This window comes from Pseudomonas sp. 1 (assembly GCF_056626735.1).
In genome coordinates this window covers 159,707-174,269 of the sequence record NZ_JBWXMQ010000009.1, presented here as the reverse complement: position 1 = coordinate 174,269, position 14,563 = coordinate 159,707, and the positions used below count along the sequence as shown (strand labels likewise).

The following is a 14,563-nucleotide window of genomic DNA, read 5'->3' as shown; positions in this document are numbered from 1 at the left end:
CCAGGCCTCGTGAGGCCGAGAACAAAAGTGGCGTGCATTATTGCAAGTAATTCTTGTTAACAAAAGTAATAGAGTTGCTTTTTTTCCTTCATTGCTAGCCGCTCGTCCCTTGCCGAGGCTAGTCTGTCGCTTTCCGATGGGAGATTTTTGATGTCCGCGCCTTCTGTTTTGATCGCCGGTTGCGGTGATGTCGGCAGCCGTCTGGCCACGCAATTGCTGGCTGCCGGCTTCCAGGTATACGGCCTGCGCCGGGATGTTTCACGTTTGCCGGAGGGCGTTATCGGTGTGGCCGGTGACTTGTTCAATGAGGATTGCCCGGCGACCTGGCCGGTGGGCGCTATCGATTACCTGGTGTATAGCGCGGCGGCCACCGATCACGATGAGGCCGGTTATCGCGCGGCGTATGTGCAGGGTTTGCAGCATGTGCTGGGTTGGCTGAACGATTACGGGCAAGAGCCTGATCGGTTGCTGTTCGTTTCCAGTAGCAGTGTTTACGGGCAGCAGAACGGCGAATGGGTTGATGAAAAATCCGAAACCGTTGCCGCGGGTTATTCCGGTCGGTTGATGCTGGAGGCCGAGCAGGTTGCGCTCAACAGCGGCATTCCCGCGAGCATCGTGCGCCTGACCGGCATTTATGGCCCGGGACGTGAATGGCTGCTGACCCAGGTACGCCGTGGTTATCGTGTGGCGGTTGACCCACCGCTGTATGGCAATCGCATCCATGCCGATGATGCGGCGGGGTTGATGGCTTATCTGCTGGACGCGGATCGCAAGGGCGTGGCGCTGGATGACATCTACATCGGCGTGGACGATGCGCCGGCGCCGCTCGCCGAGGTGGTGGCGTGGCTGCGCGAGTATCTGGGCGTCACCGAATGGTCGGAAGACGAGAGTGTGCGTCGTACCGGCAGCAAGCGTTGCAGCAATGCACGGGCCAAGGCGTTGGGCTGGGTGCCGAAGTATCCGAGTTATCGCGAGGGGTATGCCGCGATTCTTGAAGGTCGCTGCTGACTTGCGGACATAAAAAAGGCGGGAGCAATGGCTTGCTTCCGCCTTTCTTGTCTCAAGCGCAGATCACTGCTTCTCAAGCAACCACTTGCGCTCACCCGGGGTGAACTGCGGTTGTTCGTCCGCCAGCGCCGTATTCACGGCCTGCAGGATTTCCAGCTCTTTGCCCTTGCGCACAAAGATCCAGTTGTTGCCCTGGCCGTTCTGCTGCAACCACATGCTGTCGTTGCCGCTGCTCATCGACGCGCAATCGCCCGCGAGGCACAGGGCATAGCGGTCGGCACCCGGCAGACCGGAGACTTGGCCGTCAGCCTGAAACTGCACGGTGGCGCCTTCGCCCTGGCCGCTGGTGATCGTCCAGTTGCCGCCCAGATAAGCGGAATACAGCGCGCGTTCGAAGCTGGCGCCGATCGGTGCGCCGTCCGGCACTGGAATTTGCGCGCGGTCGAAGACTTGTTCCGGTTCGTTTTCGTTGGCGGCTTGTTGCAGTTGGCCACCATCACGTTTCAGCTCGCTGGCGGAGCTGCCATAGAAGTCGACTTTCCAGACGCCGGACTGTTCGCCGAGCAAGCGACCTTCGACGTTTTCGAAACCGTTGGTATAGCGGGCCTGGCCGGCCTTGGTGTTGACGTCCCACTCCAGATTCGGGCCGTAAGCCTGAAGCGCTTCGCGCAGGGGGCCGCCCTTGGCAGCGGCATCGATGGCGACCTGATTGATCCAGGTGCCGCTGATGTCACGGTCGGCAGGGTTGCTGGCGCAACCGCCGAGGAAAATGGCGAGCAGCGAGAGAGCAAGCGCTTTGCGCATGGTGGAATCCTTTCAAAACCTTTTCTTTACCGCAGAGCGGTCGGCGCGGTGTGTTGGACCGCGCCATGGCGCATTACTCGATGACCAGAATGGCATCCATTTCAACCTGCGAACCCTTCGGCAGGGCTGCCACGCCGATGGCGGCGCGAGCCGGGTAAGGCTGGTCGAAGTACTTGCCCATGATCTCGTTGACCTTGGCGAAGTGGCTCAGGTCGGTGAGGAAGATGTTCAGCTTGACGATGTCCTTGAACGAACCGCCGGCGGCTTCGGCCACGGCTTTCAGGTTCTCGAACACCTGGACGGTCTGGGCTTCGAAGCCTTCGACCAGTTCCATGGTTTTTGGATCGAGGGGAATCTGACCCGACATGTAAACGGTATTGCCGGCCTTGATCGCCTGGGAATAAGTACCGATGGCGGCCGGGGCCTTGTCGCTGCTGATAACAGTCTTGGTCATGTATGACTCCTTGTATTGTTTGAGTTATGCGCGCATGCGGGTGATGCGGATCACCCCGGTCAGGGCGCGCAGTTTCTTGATCACGCGGGCCAGGTGCACACGGTCGTGGACGCTGACCACCAACTGGACGACGCTGATGCGACCATCGCGTTCGTCCATGCTGATTTTCTCGATATTGCCGTCGGCTGCGTTGACGCTGCTGGCCAGCAGGGCGATCAGGCCGCGCTGGTGCTCCAGCTCGACGCGCAGTTCGACGTTGAATTCGCCGGTGACATCCTTGGCCCACGAAAGCTGGATGCATTTTTCCGGGTTGTGGCGGATTTCGCTGATGTTGCGGCAGTTTTCCAGGTGCACGACCATGCCTTTGCCCGCCGACAGGTGGCCGACAATCGGGTCGCCCGGGATCGGCGTGCAACATTTGGCATAGCTGAGGACCAGACCTTCGGTGCCGCGAATCGCCAGCGGGCCTTCCGGACTTGGCAATTGCTCGCCTTCGCCGAGCAGGCGGCGTGCCACGACATAGGCCATGCGGTTGCCCAGGCCGATGTCTTCGAGCAGGTCTTCGATCAGTTCGAGGCGGTATTCGGTGAGCATCGCCTTCACGCGCTCGGCCGGAATCTGTTCCAGCGCGCTGTCGAAGCCGTTGAGTACCTTGTTCAACAGGCGCTCGCCGAGGCTGATGGATTCGGAGCGGCGTTGCAGTTTCAGCGCATGGCGGATGTGGGTTCGCGCCTTGCCGGTGACCACGAAGTTGAGCCACGCCGGGTTCGGCCGCGCGCCGGGGGCACTGACGATCTCGACCGTGGAACCGCTTTGCAGCGGTTCGGACAGCGGTGCGAGACGACGGTTGATCCGGCAGGCGATGCAGCTGTTGCCGACGTCGGTGTGCACCGCGTAGGCGAAGTCGACCGCCGTGGAGCCTTTGGGCAACTCCATGATCCGGCCTTTGGGCGTGAACACGTAGACCTCGTCCGGGAACAGGTCGATCTTCACGCTTTCGATGAATTCCAGCGAGTTGCCGGCACGTTGCTGCATTTCCAGCACGCCTTTGACCCACTGACGGGCTCGGGCGTGAGTGCCTTTCGGCTGCTCGTCGCCGCTGGATTTGTACAGCCAATGGGCGGCGATGCCGTTGTTGGCCATCTCTTCCATTTCGCGGGTACGGATCTGGATCTCGATCGGTACACCGTGCATGCCGAACAGCGTGGTGTGCAGCGACTGATAGCCGTTGGCCTTGGGAATCGCGATGTAATCCTTGAAGCGGCCCGGCAACGGTTTGTACAGATTATGCACGGCACCCAGTACGCGGTAGCAGGTGTCGACCTTGTCGACGATGATCCGGAACGCGTAGACGTCCATGATCTCGTTGAAGGCCCGACGCTTGCCGCGCATTTTCTTGTAGATGCCGTAGAGGTGTTTCTGGCGACCGCTGACTTCGCCCTGGATGCCGTCGATGGCGAGGCAATGGCCGAGGGACTCTTCGATCTTGTTGACGATTTCCTTGCGGTTGCCGCGGGCGCGTTTGACCGCCTGGTAAATCCGCGCGGAACGCATCGGGTGCATGGCCTTGAAGCCGAGGTCTTCGAACTCGATGCGTACCGAATGCATGCCCAGCCGGTTGGCGATGGGGGCATAGATTTCAAGGGTTTCCTTGGCGATGCGCCGGCGCTTTTCACCGGACAGCACTTCCAGGGTGCGCATGTTGTGCAGACGGTCGGCGAGCTTGACCAGGATCACGCGAATGTCGCGCGCCATGGCCATGGCCATTTTCTGGAAGTTTTCCGCCTGGGCTTCGGCCTTGGTCTCGAAGTTCATCTGGGTCAGTTTGCTGACCCCGTCGACCAGTTCGGCCACGGTCTCGCCGAACTGCGCTTGCAGCGCTTCCTTGGCGATACCGGTGTCTTCGATCACGTCATGCAGCATCGCGGCCATCAGGCTCTGATGGTCCATGTGCATGTCGGCAAGAATGTTCGCCACGGCAAGAGGATGCGTGACATACGCCTCGCCGCTGCGGCGGCGTTGGCCGTCGTGGGCTTGTTCGGCGTAGAAATACGCTCGGCGGACCAGATTGACCTGGTCCTGACCGAGGTAGGTCGATATTCGATCGGCGAGGGCGTCTATGCTCGGCATGATGACTCCTGCCGCAAGCTGTGATCCCGCGCCTTGCTACGTCGACCAGGCATAGGCTTAAACGGCCTCGTTGGACTCGTCCTCTGGAGCAAAGGCAGCGAAGACCGGGTCTTCGGTGACAATTTCTTCGGCGGCGATGAATTCGGGAGTCACGATACCTTCAGCGATTTCGCGCAGGGCGACGACGGTAGGCTTGTCGTTTTCCCATGCCACTTTCGGCTCTTTGCCGCCGGTGGCCAGTTGACGGGCACGCTTGGTAGAGAGCATGACCAGCTCAAAGCGGTTATCCACGTGTTCTAGGCAGTCTTCAACGGTTACGCGGGCCATGGTATTCCTCGGAGCGAATGCAATATGCGCGCTGCCCGGTTGGGCGAGCGGACTCGGCAGTTTAAAAAAACACCAGCGATTAGGGAAGCGCTGATTTTTTGACCAGACTCTTCAACGCGCTGCAAGCACCAATGTAAAGCTCTTGCAGCGGTTTTGTGAAGTGCTGTTTCAGCCCAGCAATTCAGCCAGCAATTTGCCAAAACGCACTTGCTGGCGTTTCTGTTGCAGCTGGTTGGCGCGGAAAATCGCCTTCAGATCATCCAGCGCGTGGGCGAAATCGTCGTTGATGATCAGGTAGTCGTATTCGACGTAGTGGCTCATCTCGCTGACCGCTTCGCGCATCCGGCCGTCGATGATCTCGTCGCTGTCCTGGCCACGGTTGGTCAGGCGCTGGTGCAGGGCCTGCAGCGATGGCGGCAGAATGAAGATCGAGCGGGCCTGCGGCATCAGCTTGCGCACTTGTTCCGCGCCTTGCCAGTCGATTTCCAGAATCAGGTCATGGCCTTCGTCCAGGGTCTGCTGCAGGCGGCTTTGCGAGGTGCCGTAGAAGTTGCCGAAAACTTCGGCGCGTTCCAGGAAATCGCCGTGCTCGCCCATCTTCACGAACTCTTCGCGGGTCACGAAGTGGTAGTTCACGCCGTCCACTTCGCCCGGGCGCATGGCGCGGGTAGTGTGGGAAATCGAGACACGGATTTCCGGTTTGGCGTCGGTCAGGGCCTTGACCAGACTGCTTTTGCCCGCGCCCGAGGGGGCGGAAATGATGTACAGGGTGCCGGTACTGTGGGTCATGTCGGGGATAGCCTTACTCAATATTCTGCACTTGTTCGCGCATCTGCTCGATCAACACCTTGAGGTTGACCGCCGCCTGGGTGCTGCGCGGGTCGAAGGCCTTGGAGCCCAGTGTGTTGGCTTCGCGGTTGAGCTCCTGCATCAGGAAGTCCAGGCGCCGGCCGGCGGCACCGCCGGATTTCAGCACCCGGCGAACTTCGATGATGTGAGTGCTCAGGCGATCCAGTTCTTCGGCCACGTCGCTTTTTTGCGCGAGGATGACCATTTCCTGTTCCAGGCGCTGCGGGTCCAGTTCGGCCTTCATGTCGGCGAAACGGTCGAGGACTTTCTGGCGCTGGGTGGCAAGCATCTGCGGAACCAGTTCGCGCAGGGTCACCACATCTTCTTCGATGGCGGTCAGGCGATCGTTGATCAGGCGTGCCAGCTCTGCGCCTTCGCGCTCGCGGCCGGCCTTGAGGTCTTTCAAGCCTTGATTGAACAAGGCCAGCGCCTCGGCGTTCAGCGCTTGCGGGTCGGTGGCGTCTGCGACCAGTACGCCCGGCCAGGCCAGCACTTCCAGCGGGTTCAGCGCCGCCGGGTTCTTGATCAGGCTGGCGACGGTTTCGGCCGCAGCGACCAGTTGCGCGGCGCGCTCGCGATCCACTTGCAGCGGCTTGCCGGCGCTTTCTTCGGTGAAGCGCAGGGTGCACTCCAGTTTGCCGCGCGACAGGCCCTGGCGCAGGGCTTCGCGGACGGCGCCTTCGAGGTCGCGAAACGATTCCGGCAGACGTAGATGGGGTTCCAGGTAGCGGCTGTTGACCGAGCGCAGCTCCCAGCTCAGGGTGCCCTGAACGCCGGCTTTTTCGACGCGGGCGAAGGCGGTCATGCTGTGCACCATGGGGTGACCTCGCGATACAGATCGGCGCGAATTGAAGCTCCGCAGCTCGATATCAATGAATTTAAGCCGACTGGCAGCAAAGGCGCAGGATTGTAGCGCAGTGCGGCAGATGCGCCCAAACACACGGTGTGACAAAGGGCTGCAGGCCGTCGGCGAAGCGCGTTTCAGGGCCTTCGGTCGTCGGCGGGATTTTTAACGAGTGCCCAGGCGCGGCGTGCGGCTCTATAATGCTCCGCAGTTTTCCGTCCCCAGTACAGGTATCTCCTATGAAACGTCCAAGTGGTCGCGCTGCCGATCAGCTCCGCTCGATCCGCATTACCCGCAACTACACCAAACACGCCGAGGGATCCGTACTGGTCGAATTCGGTGATACCAAAGTCATCTGCACCGTCAGCGTTGAAAATGGCGTGCCGCGTTTCCTTAAAGGTCAGGGCCAGGGCTGGCTGACCGCCGAATACGGCATGCTGCCGCGTGCTACCGGTGAACGTAACCAGCGTGAAGCGAGCCGTGGCAAGCAGGGCGGTCGCACCCTGGAAATCCAGCGCCTGATCGGCCGTTCCCTGCGCGCTGCACTGGACATGTCCAAGCTGGGCGACGTCACCCTGTACGTCGACTGCGACGTGATCCAGGCCGACGGTGGCACCCGTACCGCGTCGATCACCGGCGCCATGGTTGCGCTGGTCGATGCACTGAAAGTGATCAAGAAGCGCGGCGGCCTGAAAGGTGGCGACCCGCTCAAGCAAATGATCGGTGCCGTATCTGTTGGCATGTACCAGGGCGAGCCAGTGCTGGATCTGGACTATCTTGAAGATTCCGCCGCCGAGACCGACCTCAATGTGGTGATGACCAGCACCGGTGGTTTCATCGAAGTGCAGGGCACCGCTGAAGGCGCGCCGTTCCAGCCTGAAGAGCTGAACGCGATGCTGGAACTGGCCAAGAAAGGCATGAACGAGATCTTCGAGCTGCAAAAGGCTGCGCTGGCCGACTGAGCAGGTTCGCAACCCGCAAGGAGGACGAGATGAGTGATGAGCAAGAGTTGTTGCCCAAGCCGAGCCAGGAGGTTCGCCAATGGGCGATGTTTTGTCACTTGTCCGCCTTGCTGGGGATCTGGATTCCGTTCGGAACGCTGATCGGGCCACTGGTCCTGTGGCAGATGAAGCGCGAGACCGATCCGTTCATCGACGCCCAGGGCAAGGAAGCGCTGAATTTCCAGATCACCGTGGCGATTGCTTCAATGATCTGCTTCGTACTGATGCTGGTGATCATCGGGTTCGTGCTGTTCGGCCTGCTGGCCATTGCGGCGCTGGTGCTGACAATCATCGGTGGCGTAAAAGCCAATGAAGGTTTTCCTTACCGTTATCCGTTTACCTGGCGCTTGATCAAATAGCATTCAACCGAAAGGTGCATGTTGGAATAATCAATTCTGCATATTTAAAAAGCCCTGGCCTGCCAGGGCTTTTTTTGCAACTTAATAAACCTGAGTTCCTTGTAGGAATAATCTGTCTACGATGAATGGCAAAAGAAATTTTATATATTCATCGGTCTTACATTTTTAGTCACAACTGTAATGCCTCGATGCGGCCAATGGGCATTGGCAGCATGACTTTGCGCTTGTTAAGGTTGCCGCACGTCATATTCCTTCAGAAATATTTCGATATATTCAGACCATCGAAGGCTCTTGAATTTCAGTGTTTCCAGTGTTGAAACAGCCAGCCGATTCGTGAGGCGTAACCAGGGAAAAGTTCGCCTGCGAATATATAGCCAAGAATAAACCAGATGATTCAGCTCGATTTCTACGGCACGCTCGTGGCCGCTTCTCTTGTACTTCTGCTGGGACGTGGTCTTGTGACCCGTGTTGGTGTACTGCGCAATTTCAATATTCCCGAACCGGTTGCGGGTGGCCTGTTGGTTGCTGTGGTTCTTCTGGTATTGCGAGCGCTCGATATAGAAGTCCGATTCGATACCTCGCTGCAGGCACCGCTCATGCTGGCGTTTTTTGCCACTATCGGTCTGAGTGCGGACTTCGCCAGCCTCAAAAAGGGCGGTCGCGTAGTAGGGATATTTATATTAGCGGTCGCCGGTCTCCTGATCCTGCAGAACGCCATGGGCATCGGACTCGCCACATTGCTGGGGCTTGACCCGCTGATGGGGCTGTTGACGGGTTCCATCACACTGGCCGGTGGTCATGGAACCGGTGCCGCGTGGGGAACGGTATTCAGCGAGAAATACGGTCTGGCCTCCGCCTCCGAGCTGGCGATGGCCTCGGCGACATTCGGTCTTGTACTGGGTGGACTGATCGGTGGGCCGGTTGCCCGTCTGCTTATCAAACGTGTCGAGGTGCCTGGTTGTCATGCGCAGGAGGCGCCGCGTCTGCCAAAGGGGTTCGAGCAGCCGAACAGGGAGCGCTCGATCACGCCGTTCTCGTTCATCGAAACACTGGCGCTGATCGCGGTCAGCCTGCTGGTGGGCAATCTCCTGAACGGGCTGCTGCACGGCACGGCATTCGAGTTGCCGACATTCGTTTGTGTCTTGTTTGTGGGCGTCGTGTTGCGTAACGGCCTCTCGGCGTTGGGCCTGTATCAGGTATTCGAGCGGGAAGTCTCGGTGCTGGGCAACGTCAGTCTGTCGCTGTTTCTGGCCATTGCGCTGATGTCGCTCAAGTTGTGGGATCTGGCAGCCCTGGCGTTGCCGATCTTCATTATCCTGGCCGTGCAGACGCTGGTCATGGCGCTGTTCGCGGTGTTCGTGACGTTCAGGATCATGGGCCGCAATTACGACGCGGCAGTGCTGGCGGCCGGGCATTGCGGTTTCGGCCTCGGTGCGACGCCTACCGCCATCGCCAACATGCAAGCGGTGACGCAGCGTTACGGGCCGTCGCAGATCGCGTTTCTGGTCGTACCGATGGTGGGTGCATTTTTCATCGATATCATCAACGTCATAGTGATCAAGTTGTATCTGGCGCTGCCGTTCTTCGCCGCGGTCTGACGCGCGTTCCAGCCTGGGTTTGACGCAAAAAAATGCCCGTATCCTGCGATACGGGCATTTTTTCTACTGCGAAACGACGCTTAGATGGTCAGCGTCCAGTCGTAGTCGACGATCAGCGGCGCGTGCTGCGAGAACCGTGGCTGACGCGGCAGGCGTGCGCTGCGCACGAAGCGCCGCAGGCCCGGGGTCAGGATCTGGTAGTCGAAACGCCAGCCCAGATTCAGCATCTCGGCCTGTTCGTTGTCCGGCCACCAGCTGTACTGGTCGCCTTCGCGGCTGACTTCGCGCAGGGCGTCTACATAGCCCATGTTGCCGACAATCTCGTCCATCCAGGCGCGTTCTGGCGCCAGGAAGCCCGGAGATTGCTGGCTGTCGCGCCAGTTCTTGATGTCGAGCTTCTGCTGCGCGACGTACAGCGAGCCACAATAAATGTACTCGCGACGTTTGCGCCGCTGTTTGTCCAGGTACTTGCCGAAGTCGTCCATGAGCTTGAACTTCTGGTTCAAGTCTTCATCGCCGTTCATCCCCGAAGGAAGCAGCAAGGTGGCAATACTGACTTTGTCGAAATCTGCTTGCAGGTAGCGCCCGTAGCGGTCGGCCGTCTCGAAGCCGAGACCGCTGATGACAGCCTTCGGTTGCAACCGCGAATACAAAGCCACGCCGCCTTGGGCAGGGACTTCAGCATCGCAGGCATAAAGGAAGTAGCCGTCCAGTTGGAAGGCTGGGTCGTCCAGTTCAAAGGCGGAGGCACGGGTGTCCTGCAGGCAGATGACGTCGGCATTCTGTGCCTGCAGCCAACTGAGCAAACCGCGCTCGACTGCAGCCTGAATACCATTGACGTTCACACTGATGATCCGCATAAATGGCCCCAAAAATCGCGTGCGTGTATGATACACGGCGTCAAGCTAATTAGCTAAATCCGTGGTATTTGGGGTTTTTTTCATGCAAGCGTATCAGCGCGATTTCATTCGTTTTGCCATCGATCGCGGCGTTTTGCGCTTCGGTGAGTTCACCCTGAAGTCCGGGCGCACCAGTCCTTACTTCTTCAATGCCGGCCTGTTCAACTCGGGCTCCGCGCTGGCACAGCTGGGCCGTTTCTACGCCGCAGCCATCGCCGAGAGCGGTATTCCGTTCGACGTGCTGTTCGGCCCGGCCTACAAAGGCATCCCGTTGGCGGCAACCACTGCCGTGGCGTTGGCCGAACACCACAACCGTGATCTGCCATGGTGCTTCAACCGCAAGGAAGCCAAGGCTCACGGCGAAGGCGGCAGCCTGGTCGGTGCACCGCTGACCGGTGAGGTGCTGATCATCGACGACGTGATCACTGCCGGCACCGCGATCCGTGAAGTGATGCAGATCATTGCTTCCCAGGACGGCGCCAAGGCTGCCGGCGTGCTGATCGCCCTGAACCGTCAGGAGCGCGGCAACGGTGAGCTATCGGCAATCCAGGAAGTCGAGCGTGATTTCGGCATCCCGGTCATCAGCATCGTTTCGCTGAATCAGGTGCTGGAATTCCTGGCTGACGATCCGCAGCTCAAGCAGCACCTGCCAGCCGTTGAAGCCTATCGCGCCCAGTTCGGCGTCTGATCGCTTCTTCCAGGCAAAAAAAGACCCCGCTCAGTCAGGCTGAGCGGGGTCTTTTGGTTTTCAGCTAACGCAGCATGTGCCATTTTTTAAGCAATTTCAGCGTCAGGATCGTATTGGTCAACGCAAATGCCAGCAGCGCCCCAACCACCATCACGTACAGTGTGCGATCAACATCGAAGTCCCACAGATCCAGTGTGCTGCTGTCGATAATGCGCACGGCGGCTGGCAGATTGACGTAAAACAGCGCCACAAAGGCGCACGTCAGTGGTAGCGCACGCCAGTAAAAGGCGTTTTTGATCTTCTGGCGACTGCGCGCATGCTCTGCTGCAGGATGTCATCGAGCTGATTGCGAAAGCGCGATACGGTGTTCTTCAGCAAGGTTTTGCTCTGACTCTGGGTCAGTTGAAAAATGGTCGAGATTTGCGATTCGGTCGGTAATGTCTGCCCGAAGTAGCTTTGAATCAGGTAAAGGAGACGATCCTGCCTGGCTTCCTCGGCCCGGCTGGGCATGCCGCCCTCGACCAGCATTTTCAGGTACTCGGTCAGGCTGGCCTTGGCGATACGCTGAAGAGCGTGGGCAATTTCCGCGTCGCCGATGCGCAGGGTTTTTTTGACCGGTTCCTTTTACTCCTGCTCGAAAGCGTCGGCGTCGATCGTGAATGAGATCTGCATGATTCAGTTCTCCACGATTATTTGGAGGACTGATCCGGATACGGATCTGCCACTGCATCGCCCTGACCGCTCAAGATGTTCCAGCCATTGAGCACGTGGGTGCTGGGTTGGTAGTCAGGGCAGGGCGGAAGCGAGGTTTTCGATTGATTGGAGTACTGGCGTCCACAGTCTGCACATTTGTAGGTGCCTGCTGAAACGTCACTGCCATACGGTACGTGGTTTTTTTGCATGGGGAAGATCTCCTGTGAATTCAGGGAAGATCCTATGAAGATTGCTGCTTTCGCGATGTAGGACGCTTCGCTGATGAGCGTCGGATATTTCTTTCGCGCACAAAAAAATCGCAGACTTCGTCATCTCCTGCAGAAATTTCATACACGCGAAATTCGTTTTTGCAGGAATTGCCGCAGGCTGCGATCTTTTATCTTTCAGCGATCAGGGACGCTTGCGATTACTGATCAGCGTGCCCACACCGGTGTCGGTGAAGATTTCCAGCAGGATCGCGTTCGGTACGCGGCCGTCGATGATCAGCGAGCTGCCGACACCGCCCTGAACCGCTTCCAGCGCGCAGCGGATTTTCGGCAGCATGCCGCCGTAGATGGTGCCGTCGGCGATCAGGTCGTCGACCTGCTGAGTGCTCAGGCCAGTCAGTACGGTGCCCGACTTGTCCATCAGGCCGGCGATGTTGGTCAGCAGCATCAGCTTCTCGGCTTTCAGTGCTTCGGCAACCTTGCCGGCCACCAGGTCGGCGTTGATGTTGTACGACTCGCCGTTTTCACCCACGCCGATCGGCGCGATCACCGGGATGAAGTTGCCCTTGACCAGCAGGTTCAGCAGTTCGGTGTTGATCCCGACCACTTCGCCCACATGGCCAATGTCGATGATTTCCGGCTGAGTCATCTCCGGGGTCTGGCGGGTGACGGTGAGCTTCTTCGCACGAATCAGCCCGGCGTCTTTACCGGTCAGGCCGATGGCGCTGCCGCCGTGACGGTTGATCAGGTTGACGATGCTTTTGTTGACCTGGCCGCCGAGGACCATTTCCACCACGTCCATGGTCGCGGCGTCGGTGACACGCATGCCGTCGACGAAATGGCTTTCGATCGACAGGCGCTTGAGCAGATCACCGATCTGCGGGCCGCCGCCGTGAACCACGACCGGGTTGATGCCCACGGCCTTCATCAGCACGATGTCGCGGGCGAAGCCGGTTTTCAGCTCCTCGCTTTCCATCGCGTTGCCGCCGTATTTGATCACCAGGGTCTTGCCGACGTATCGGCGGATGTAAGGCAGCGCTTCGGACAGGACCTTGGCAGTGTTGGCGGCGGCATCGCGTTCGAGGGTCATTCAGGGCTCCGGGTGAATCAGCAATCAGAACGGTAGTTGGAGATCAGGTGCAACGCGTTTCAGTTGGGCATGGAACACAGCCTTGATGCGCTGCAGTTCCGCCTCGTCATCGGCCTCGAAGCGCAGCACCAGCACCGGTGTGGTGTTGGACGCGCGCACCAGGCCCCAGCCTTTGGCGTAGTCGACCCGCACGCCGTCAATGGTGGTCAGGTCGGCGCCTGGGCCCCACTGCGCATCGTGCAGTGCATCAATGATGCTGAATTTGCTCTCTTCGGTCACATGGATATTGATTTCCGGCGTGGAAATATCGTTCGGGAAGGTCGCGAACAGCTCCTCGGCCGAAGATTTTTCCTTGCTGAGGATTTCCAGCAGCCGTGCGGCACTGTAAATGCCGTCATCGAAACCGAACCAGCGCTCCTTGAAGAAAATGTGCCCGCTCATTTCGCCGGCCAGCAGCGCGCCGGATTGTTTCATTTTCTTTTTGATCAACGAGTGACCGGTCTTCCACATTAGCGGCCGGCCGCCATATTCCTTGATCAGCGGGATCAGACGGCGGGTGCATTTGACGTCGAAGATGATTTCCGCGTCCTGGTTGCGCGCCACTACGTCACGGGCAAACAGCATCAGCAGGCGATCCGGGAACACAATGGTGCCGGTGTTGGTCACCACGCCGACGCGGTCGCCGTCGCCGTCGAAGGCCAGGCCGATGTCAGCCTTGGTTTCCTTGACCTTGGCAATCAGGTCGACGAGGTTCTCAGGCTTGCCCGGGTCCGGGTGGTGGTTCGGGAAGTTGCCGTCGACTTCGCAGAACAGCGGGATGACTTCGCAGTTCAGCGCTTCGATCAGTTGCGGGGCGATCACGCCGGCCGCGCCGTTGCCGCAGTCGACCACGACTTTCAGGCGCCGGGCCAGTTTGATGTCCTGGACGATTTCGGTGGTGTAGCGGTCGAGAATTTCGACCTGGGTCACGCTGCCCGTGCCGCTGCTCAGGTTGCCGGTCTTGAGACGCTCGTGCAGGGCCTGGATCTGCTCATTGGCGAGGGTGTCGCCGGCGATCACGATCTTGAAGCCGTTGTAGTTCGACGGGTTGTGGCTGCCGGTGAGCATCACGCCGGATTTGCCGGCCAGCACGTTGGCGGCGTAGTACAGCGCCGGGGTCGGCACCAGGCCGACGTCGCTGACGTGGCAACCGCTTTCGGCGATACCGCGAATCAGTTCTGCCACCAGTTCGGGGCCGGACAGACGGCCGTCACGGCCAACGGATACGTTCGGTTCGCCCTGGGCCAGGCTTTGGGAGCCAATGGCGCGGCCGATCCAGTAGGCGGTTTCGGCATTGAGGAATTCCGGCACGGTGCCGCGAATGTCGTAGGCGCGGAAGATGCTGTCGGGAAGCTTCGGGGCGACTTGGGCGGGGGTGCTCATCTGCGAAAATGCTCCATCTCGAAAGTGGCTGGACACGCCGGCGATTCATTCGACGGCAAGCTCAAACTGAAGGGTATGACGGCGGTTTTCACAGAGAGTTCGTGGTGTGAAAGGGCCATGACGCCTTGTACGGCGTGGCTTTGGCCTGCCAATACCTTGATTTTCGGCGC

At 59.3% G+C, this 14,563-nt stretch carries 16 protein-coding genes and 1 pseudogene; 5 read left to right on the top strand and 12 right to left on the bottom strand.

Annotation, left to right across the window (positions count from 1 at the left end):
- Positions 1 to 150: 150 nt before the first annotated feature.
- Positions 151 to 1,008 carry an NAD-dependent epimerase/dehydratase family protein gene (locus AC1MDC_RS15770; RefSeq protein ID WP_085696814.1) on the top strand — a complete coding sequence of 286 codons (858 nt, stop codon included), beginning with the start codon at positions 151 to 153 and terminating at the stop codon, positions 1,006 to 1,008.
- Between the two features lie 63 nt (positions 1,009 to 1,071).
- Here the strand turns inward: AC1MDC_RS15770 and AC1MDC_RS15765 are convergent, their stop codons facing one another.
- The 6 genes from AC1MDC_RS15765 to AC1MDC_RS15740 all read right to left on the bottom strand — a co-directional run bounded on the left by AC1MDC_RS15765 (position 1,072) and on the right by AC1MDC_RS15740 (position 6,389).
- A complete protein-coding gene (locus AC1MDC_RS15765; RefSeq protein WP_085696815.1) occupies positions 1,072 to 1,812 on the bottom strand; it encodes a putative periplasmic lipoprotein in 741 nt (246 codons plus the stop codon).
- A gap of 73 nt (positions 1,813 to 1,885) precedes the next feature.
- Entirely contained in the window at positions 1,886 to 2,266 is a 381-nt protein-coding gene (locus tag AC1MDC_RS15760) for a RidA family protein (RefSeq protein WP_085685905.1), read from the bottom strand.
- Positions 2,267 to 2,290: 24 nt separating this feature from the next.
- A complete protein-coding gene (gene spoT, locus AC1MDC_RS15755; protein ID WP_085696816.1) occupies positions 2,291 to 4,396 on the bottom strand; it encodes a bifunctional GTP diphosphokinase/guanosine-3',5'-bis pyrophosphate 3'-pyrophosphohydrolase in 2,106 nt (701 codons plus the stop codon).
- Between the two features lie 57 nt (positions 4,397 to 4,453).
- A complete protein-coding gene (gene rpoZ / locus AC1MDC_RS15750; RefSeq protein ID WP_065258182.1) occupies positions 4,454 to 4,723 on the bottom strand; it encodes a DNA-directed RNA polymerase subunit omega in 270 nt (89 codons plus the stop codon).
- Positions 4,724 to 4,891: 168 nt separating this feature from the next.
- Positions 4,892 to 5,512, bottom strand: coding sequence for a guanylate kinase (gmk, locus tag AC1MDC_RS15745; RefSeq protein WP_085696817.1), 621 nt, complete (start codon positions 5,510 to 5,512; stop codon positions 4,892 to 4,894).
- Positions 5,513 to 5,525: 13 nt separating this feature from the next.
- A complete protein-coding gene (locus tag AC1MDC_RS15740; RefSeq protein WP_085696818.1) occupies positions 5,526 to 6,389 on the bottom strand; it encodes a YicC/YloC family endoribonuclease in 864 nt (287 codons plus the stop codon).
- A 266-nt stretch (positions 6,390 to 6,655) separates the two neighbouring features.
- On the opposite strand from AC1MDC_RS15740, the gene rph reads away from it, so the two are divergent.
- The 3 genes from rph to gltS all read left to right on the top strand — a co-directional run bounded on the left by rph (position 6,656) and on the right by gltS (position 9,374).
- The gene (gene rph / locus AC1MDC_RS15735) at positions 6,656 to 7,378 is read left to right on the top strand and encodes a ribonuclease PH (RefSeq protein WP_003229494.1); all 723 of its coding nucleotides are present in this window, start codon (positions 6,656 to 6,658) and stop codon (positions 7,376 to 7,378) included.
- Between the two features lie 29 nt (positions 7,379 to 7,407).
- Complete coding sequence (locus AC1MDC_RS15730; RefSeq protein WP_085696819.1) at positions 7,408 to 7,776, top strand: DUF4870 domain-containing protein; 369 nt, start codon at positions 7,408 to 7,410, stop codon at positions 7,774 to 7,776.
- A gap of 389 nt (positions 7,777 to 8,165) precedes the next feature.
- Positions 8,166 to 9,374, top strand: a complete 1,209-nt coding sequence (gltS, locus tag AC1MDC_RS15725; RefSeq protein WP_085696820.1) for a sodium/glutamate symporter — start codon at positions 8,166 to 8,168, stop codon at positions 9,372 to 9,374.
- An 80-nt stretch (positions 9,375 to 9,454) separates the two neighbouring features.
- Here gltS and AC1MDC_RS15720 read toward each other — a convergent pair whose 3' ends face one another.
- A complete protein-coding gene (locus AC1MDC_RS15720) occupies positions 9,455 to 10,234 on the bottom strand; it encodes an exodeoxyribonuclease III (RefSeq protein ID WP_007920349.1) in 780 nt (259 codons plus the stop codon).
- 82 nt (positions 10,235 to 10,316) lie between these two features.
- Between AC1MDC_RS15720 and pyrE the strand changes: the two genes are divergently transcribed.
- Positions 10,317 to 10,961, top strand: coding sequence for an orotate phosphoribosyltransferase (gene pyrE, locus AC1MDC_RS15715; RefSeq protein WP_007954442.1), 645 nt, complete (start codon positions 10,317 to 10,319; stop codon positions 10,959 to 10,961).
- Positions 10,962 to 11,025: 64 nt separating this feature from the next.
- Here pyrE and AC1MDC_RS15710 read toward each other — a convergent pair whose 3' ends face one another.
- From AC1MDC_RS15710 to AC1MDC_RS15690, 5 genes and pseudogenes are all read right to left on the bottom strand, one after another.
- On the bottom strand, positions 11,026 to 11,211 hold the full coding sequence (locus AC1MDC_RS15710; protein ID WP_371918963.1) for a hypothetical protein: 186 nt from the start codon (positions 11,209 to 11,211) through the stop codon (positions 11,026 to 11,028).
- 11 nt (positions 11,212 to 11,222) lie between these two features.
- A complete protein-coding gene (locus AC1MDC_RS15705) occupies positions 11,223 to 11,489 on the bottom strand; it encodes a hypothetical protein (protein WP_480393305.1) in 267 nt (88 codons plus the stop codon).
- Positions 11,490 to 11,650: 161 nt separating this feature from the next.
- Positions 11,651 to 11,863, bottom strand: a complete 213-nt coding sequence (locus tag AC1MDC_RS15700) for a hypothetical protein (protein WP_085702321.1) — start codon at positions 11,861 to 11,863, stop codon at positions 11,651 to 11,653.
- 202 nt (positions 11,864 to 12,065) lie between these two features.
- Positions 12,066 to 12,971, bottom strand: a complete 906-nt coding sequence (gene argB, locus AC1MDC_RS15695; RefSeq protein ID WP_007954443.1) for an acetylglutamate kinase — start codon at positions 12,969 to 12,971, stop codon at positions 12,066 to 12,068.
- Between the two features lie 24 nt (positions 12,972 to 12,995).
- Positions 12,996 to 14,372 (bottom strand): annotated as a pseudogene (locus tag AC1MDC_RS15690) (phosphomannomutase/phosphoglucomutase); the annotation flags it as partial.
- Between the last annotated feature and the right edge of the window lie 191 nt (positions 14,373 to 14,563).

Excerpts from the sequence above, each read along its gene's own strand:
- AC1MDC_RS15740 (WP_085696818.1), bottom strand. The coding sequence starts at position 6,389 with ATGGTGCACAGCATGACCGCCTTCGCCCGCGTCGAAAAAGCCGGCGTT.
- argB (WP_007954443.1), bottom strand. The coding sequence starts at position 12,971 with ATGACCCTCGAACGCGATGCCGCCGCCAACACTGCCAAGGTCCTGTCC.
- spoT (WP_085696816.1), bottom strand. The coding sequence starts at position 4,396 with ATGCCGAGCATAGACGCCCTCGCCGATCGAATATCGACCTACCTCGGT.
- AC1MDC_RS15760 (WP_085685905.1), bottom strand. The coding sequence starts at position 2,266 with ATGACCAAGACTGTTATCAGCAGCGACAAGGCCCCGGCCGCCATCGGT.
- rph (WP_003229494.1), top strand. The coding sequence starts at position 6,656 with ATGAAACGTCCAAGTGGTCGCGCTGCCGATCAGCTCCGCTCGATCCGC.
- rpoZ (WP_065258182.1), bottom strand. The coding sequence starts at position 4,723 with ATGGCCCGCGTAACCGTTGAAGACTGCCTAGAACACGTGGATAACCGC.
- AC1MDC_RS15730 (WP_085696819.1), top strand. The coding sequence starts at position 7,408 with ATGAGTGATGAGCAAGAGTTGTTGCCCAAGCCGAGCCAGGAGGTTCGC.
- pyrE (WP_007954442.1), top strand. The coding sequence starts at position 10,317 with ATGCAAGCGTATCAGCGCGATTTCATTCGTTTTGCCATCGATCGCGGC.
- gltS (WP_085696820.1), top strand. The coding sequence starts at position 8,166 with ATGATTCAGCTCGATTTCTACGGCACGCTCGTGGCCGCTTCTCTTGTA.
- gmk (WP_085696817.1), bottom strand. The coding sequence starts at position 5,512 with ATGACCCACAGTACCGGCACCCTGTACATCATTTCCGCCCCCTCGGGC.
- AC1MDC_RS15700 (WP_085702321.1), bottom strand. The coding sequence starts at position 11,863 with ATGCAAAAAAACCACGTACCGTATGGCAGTGACGTTTCAGCAGGCACC.
- AC1MDC_RS15720 (WP_007920349.1), bottom strand. The coding sequence starts at position 10,234 with ATGCGGATCATCAGTGTGAACGTCAATGGTATTCAGGCTGCAGTCGAG.
- AC1MDC_RS15770 (WP_085696814.1), top strand. The coding sequence starts at position 151 with ATGTCCGCGCCTTCTGTTTTGATCGCCGGTTGCGGTGATGTCGGCAGC.
- AC1MDC_RS15705 (WP_480393305.1), bottom strand. The coding sequence starts at position 11,489 with ATGCTGGTCGAGGGCGGCATGCCCAGCCGGGCCGAGGAAGCCAGGCAG.
- AC1MDC_RS15765 (WP_085696815.1), bottom strand. The coding sequence starts at position 1,812 with ATGCGCAAAGCGCTTGCTCTCTCGCTGCTCGCCATTTTCCTCGGCGGT.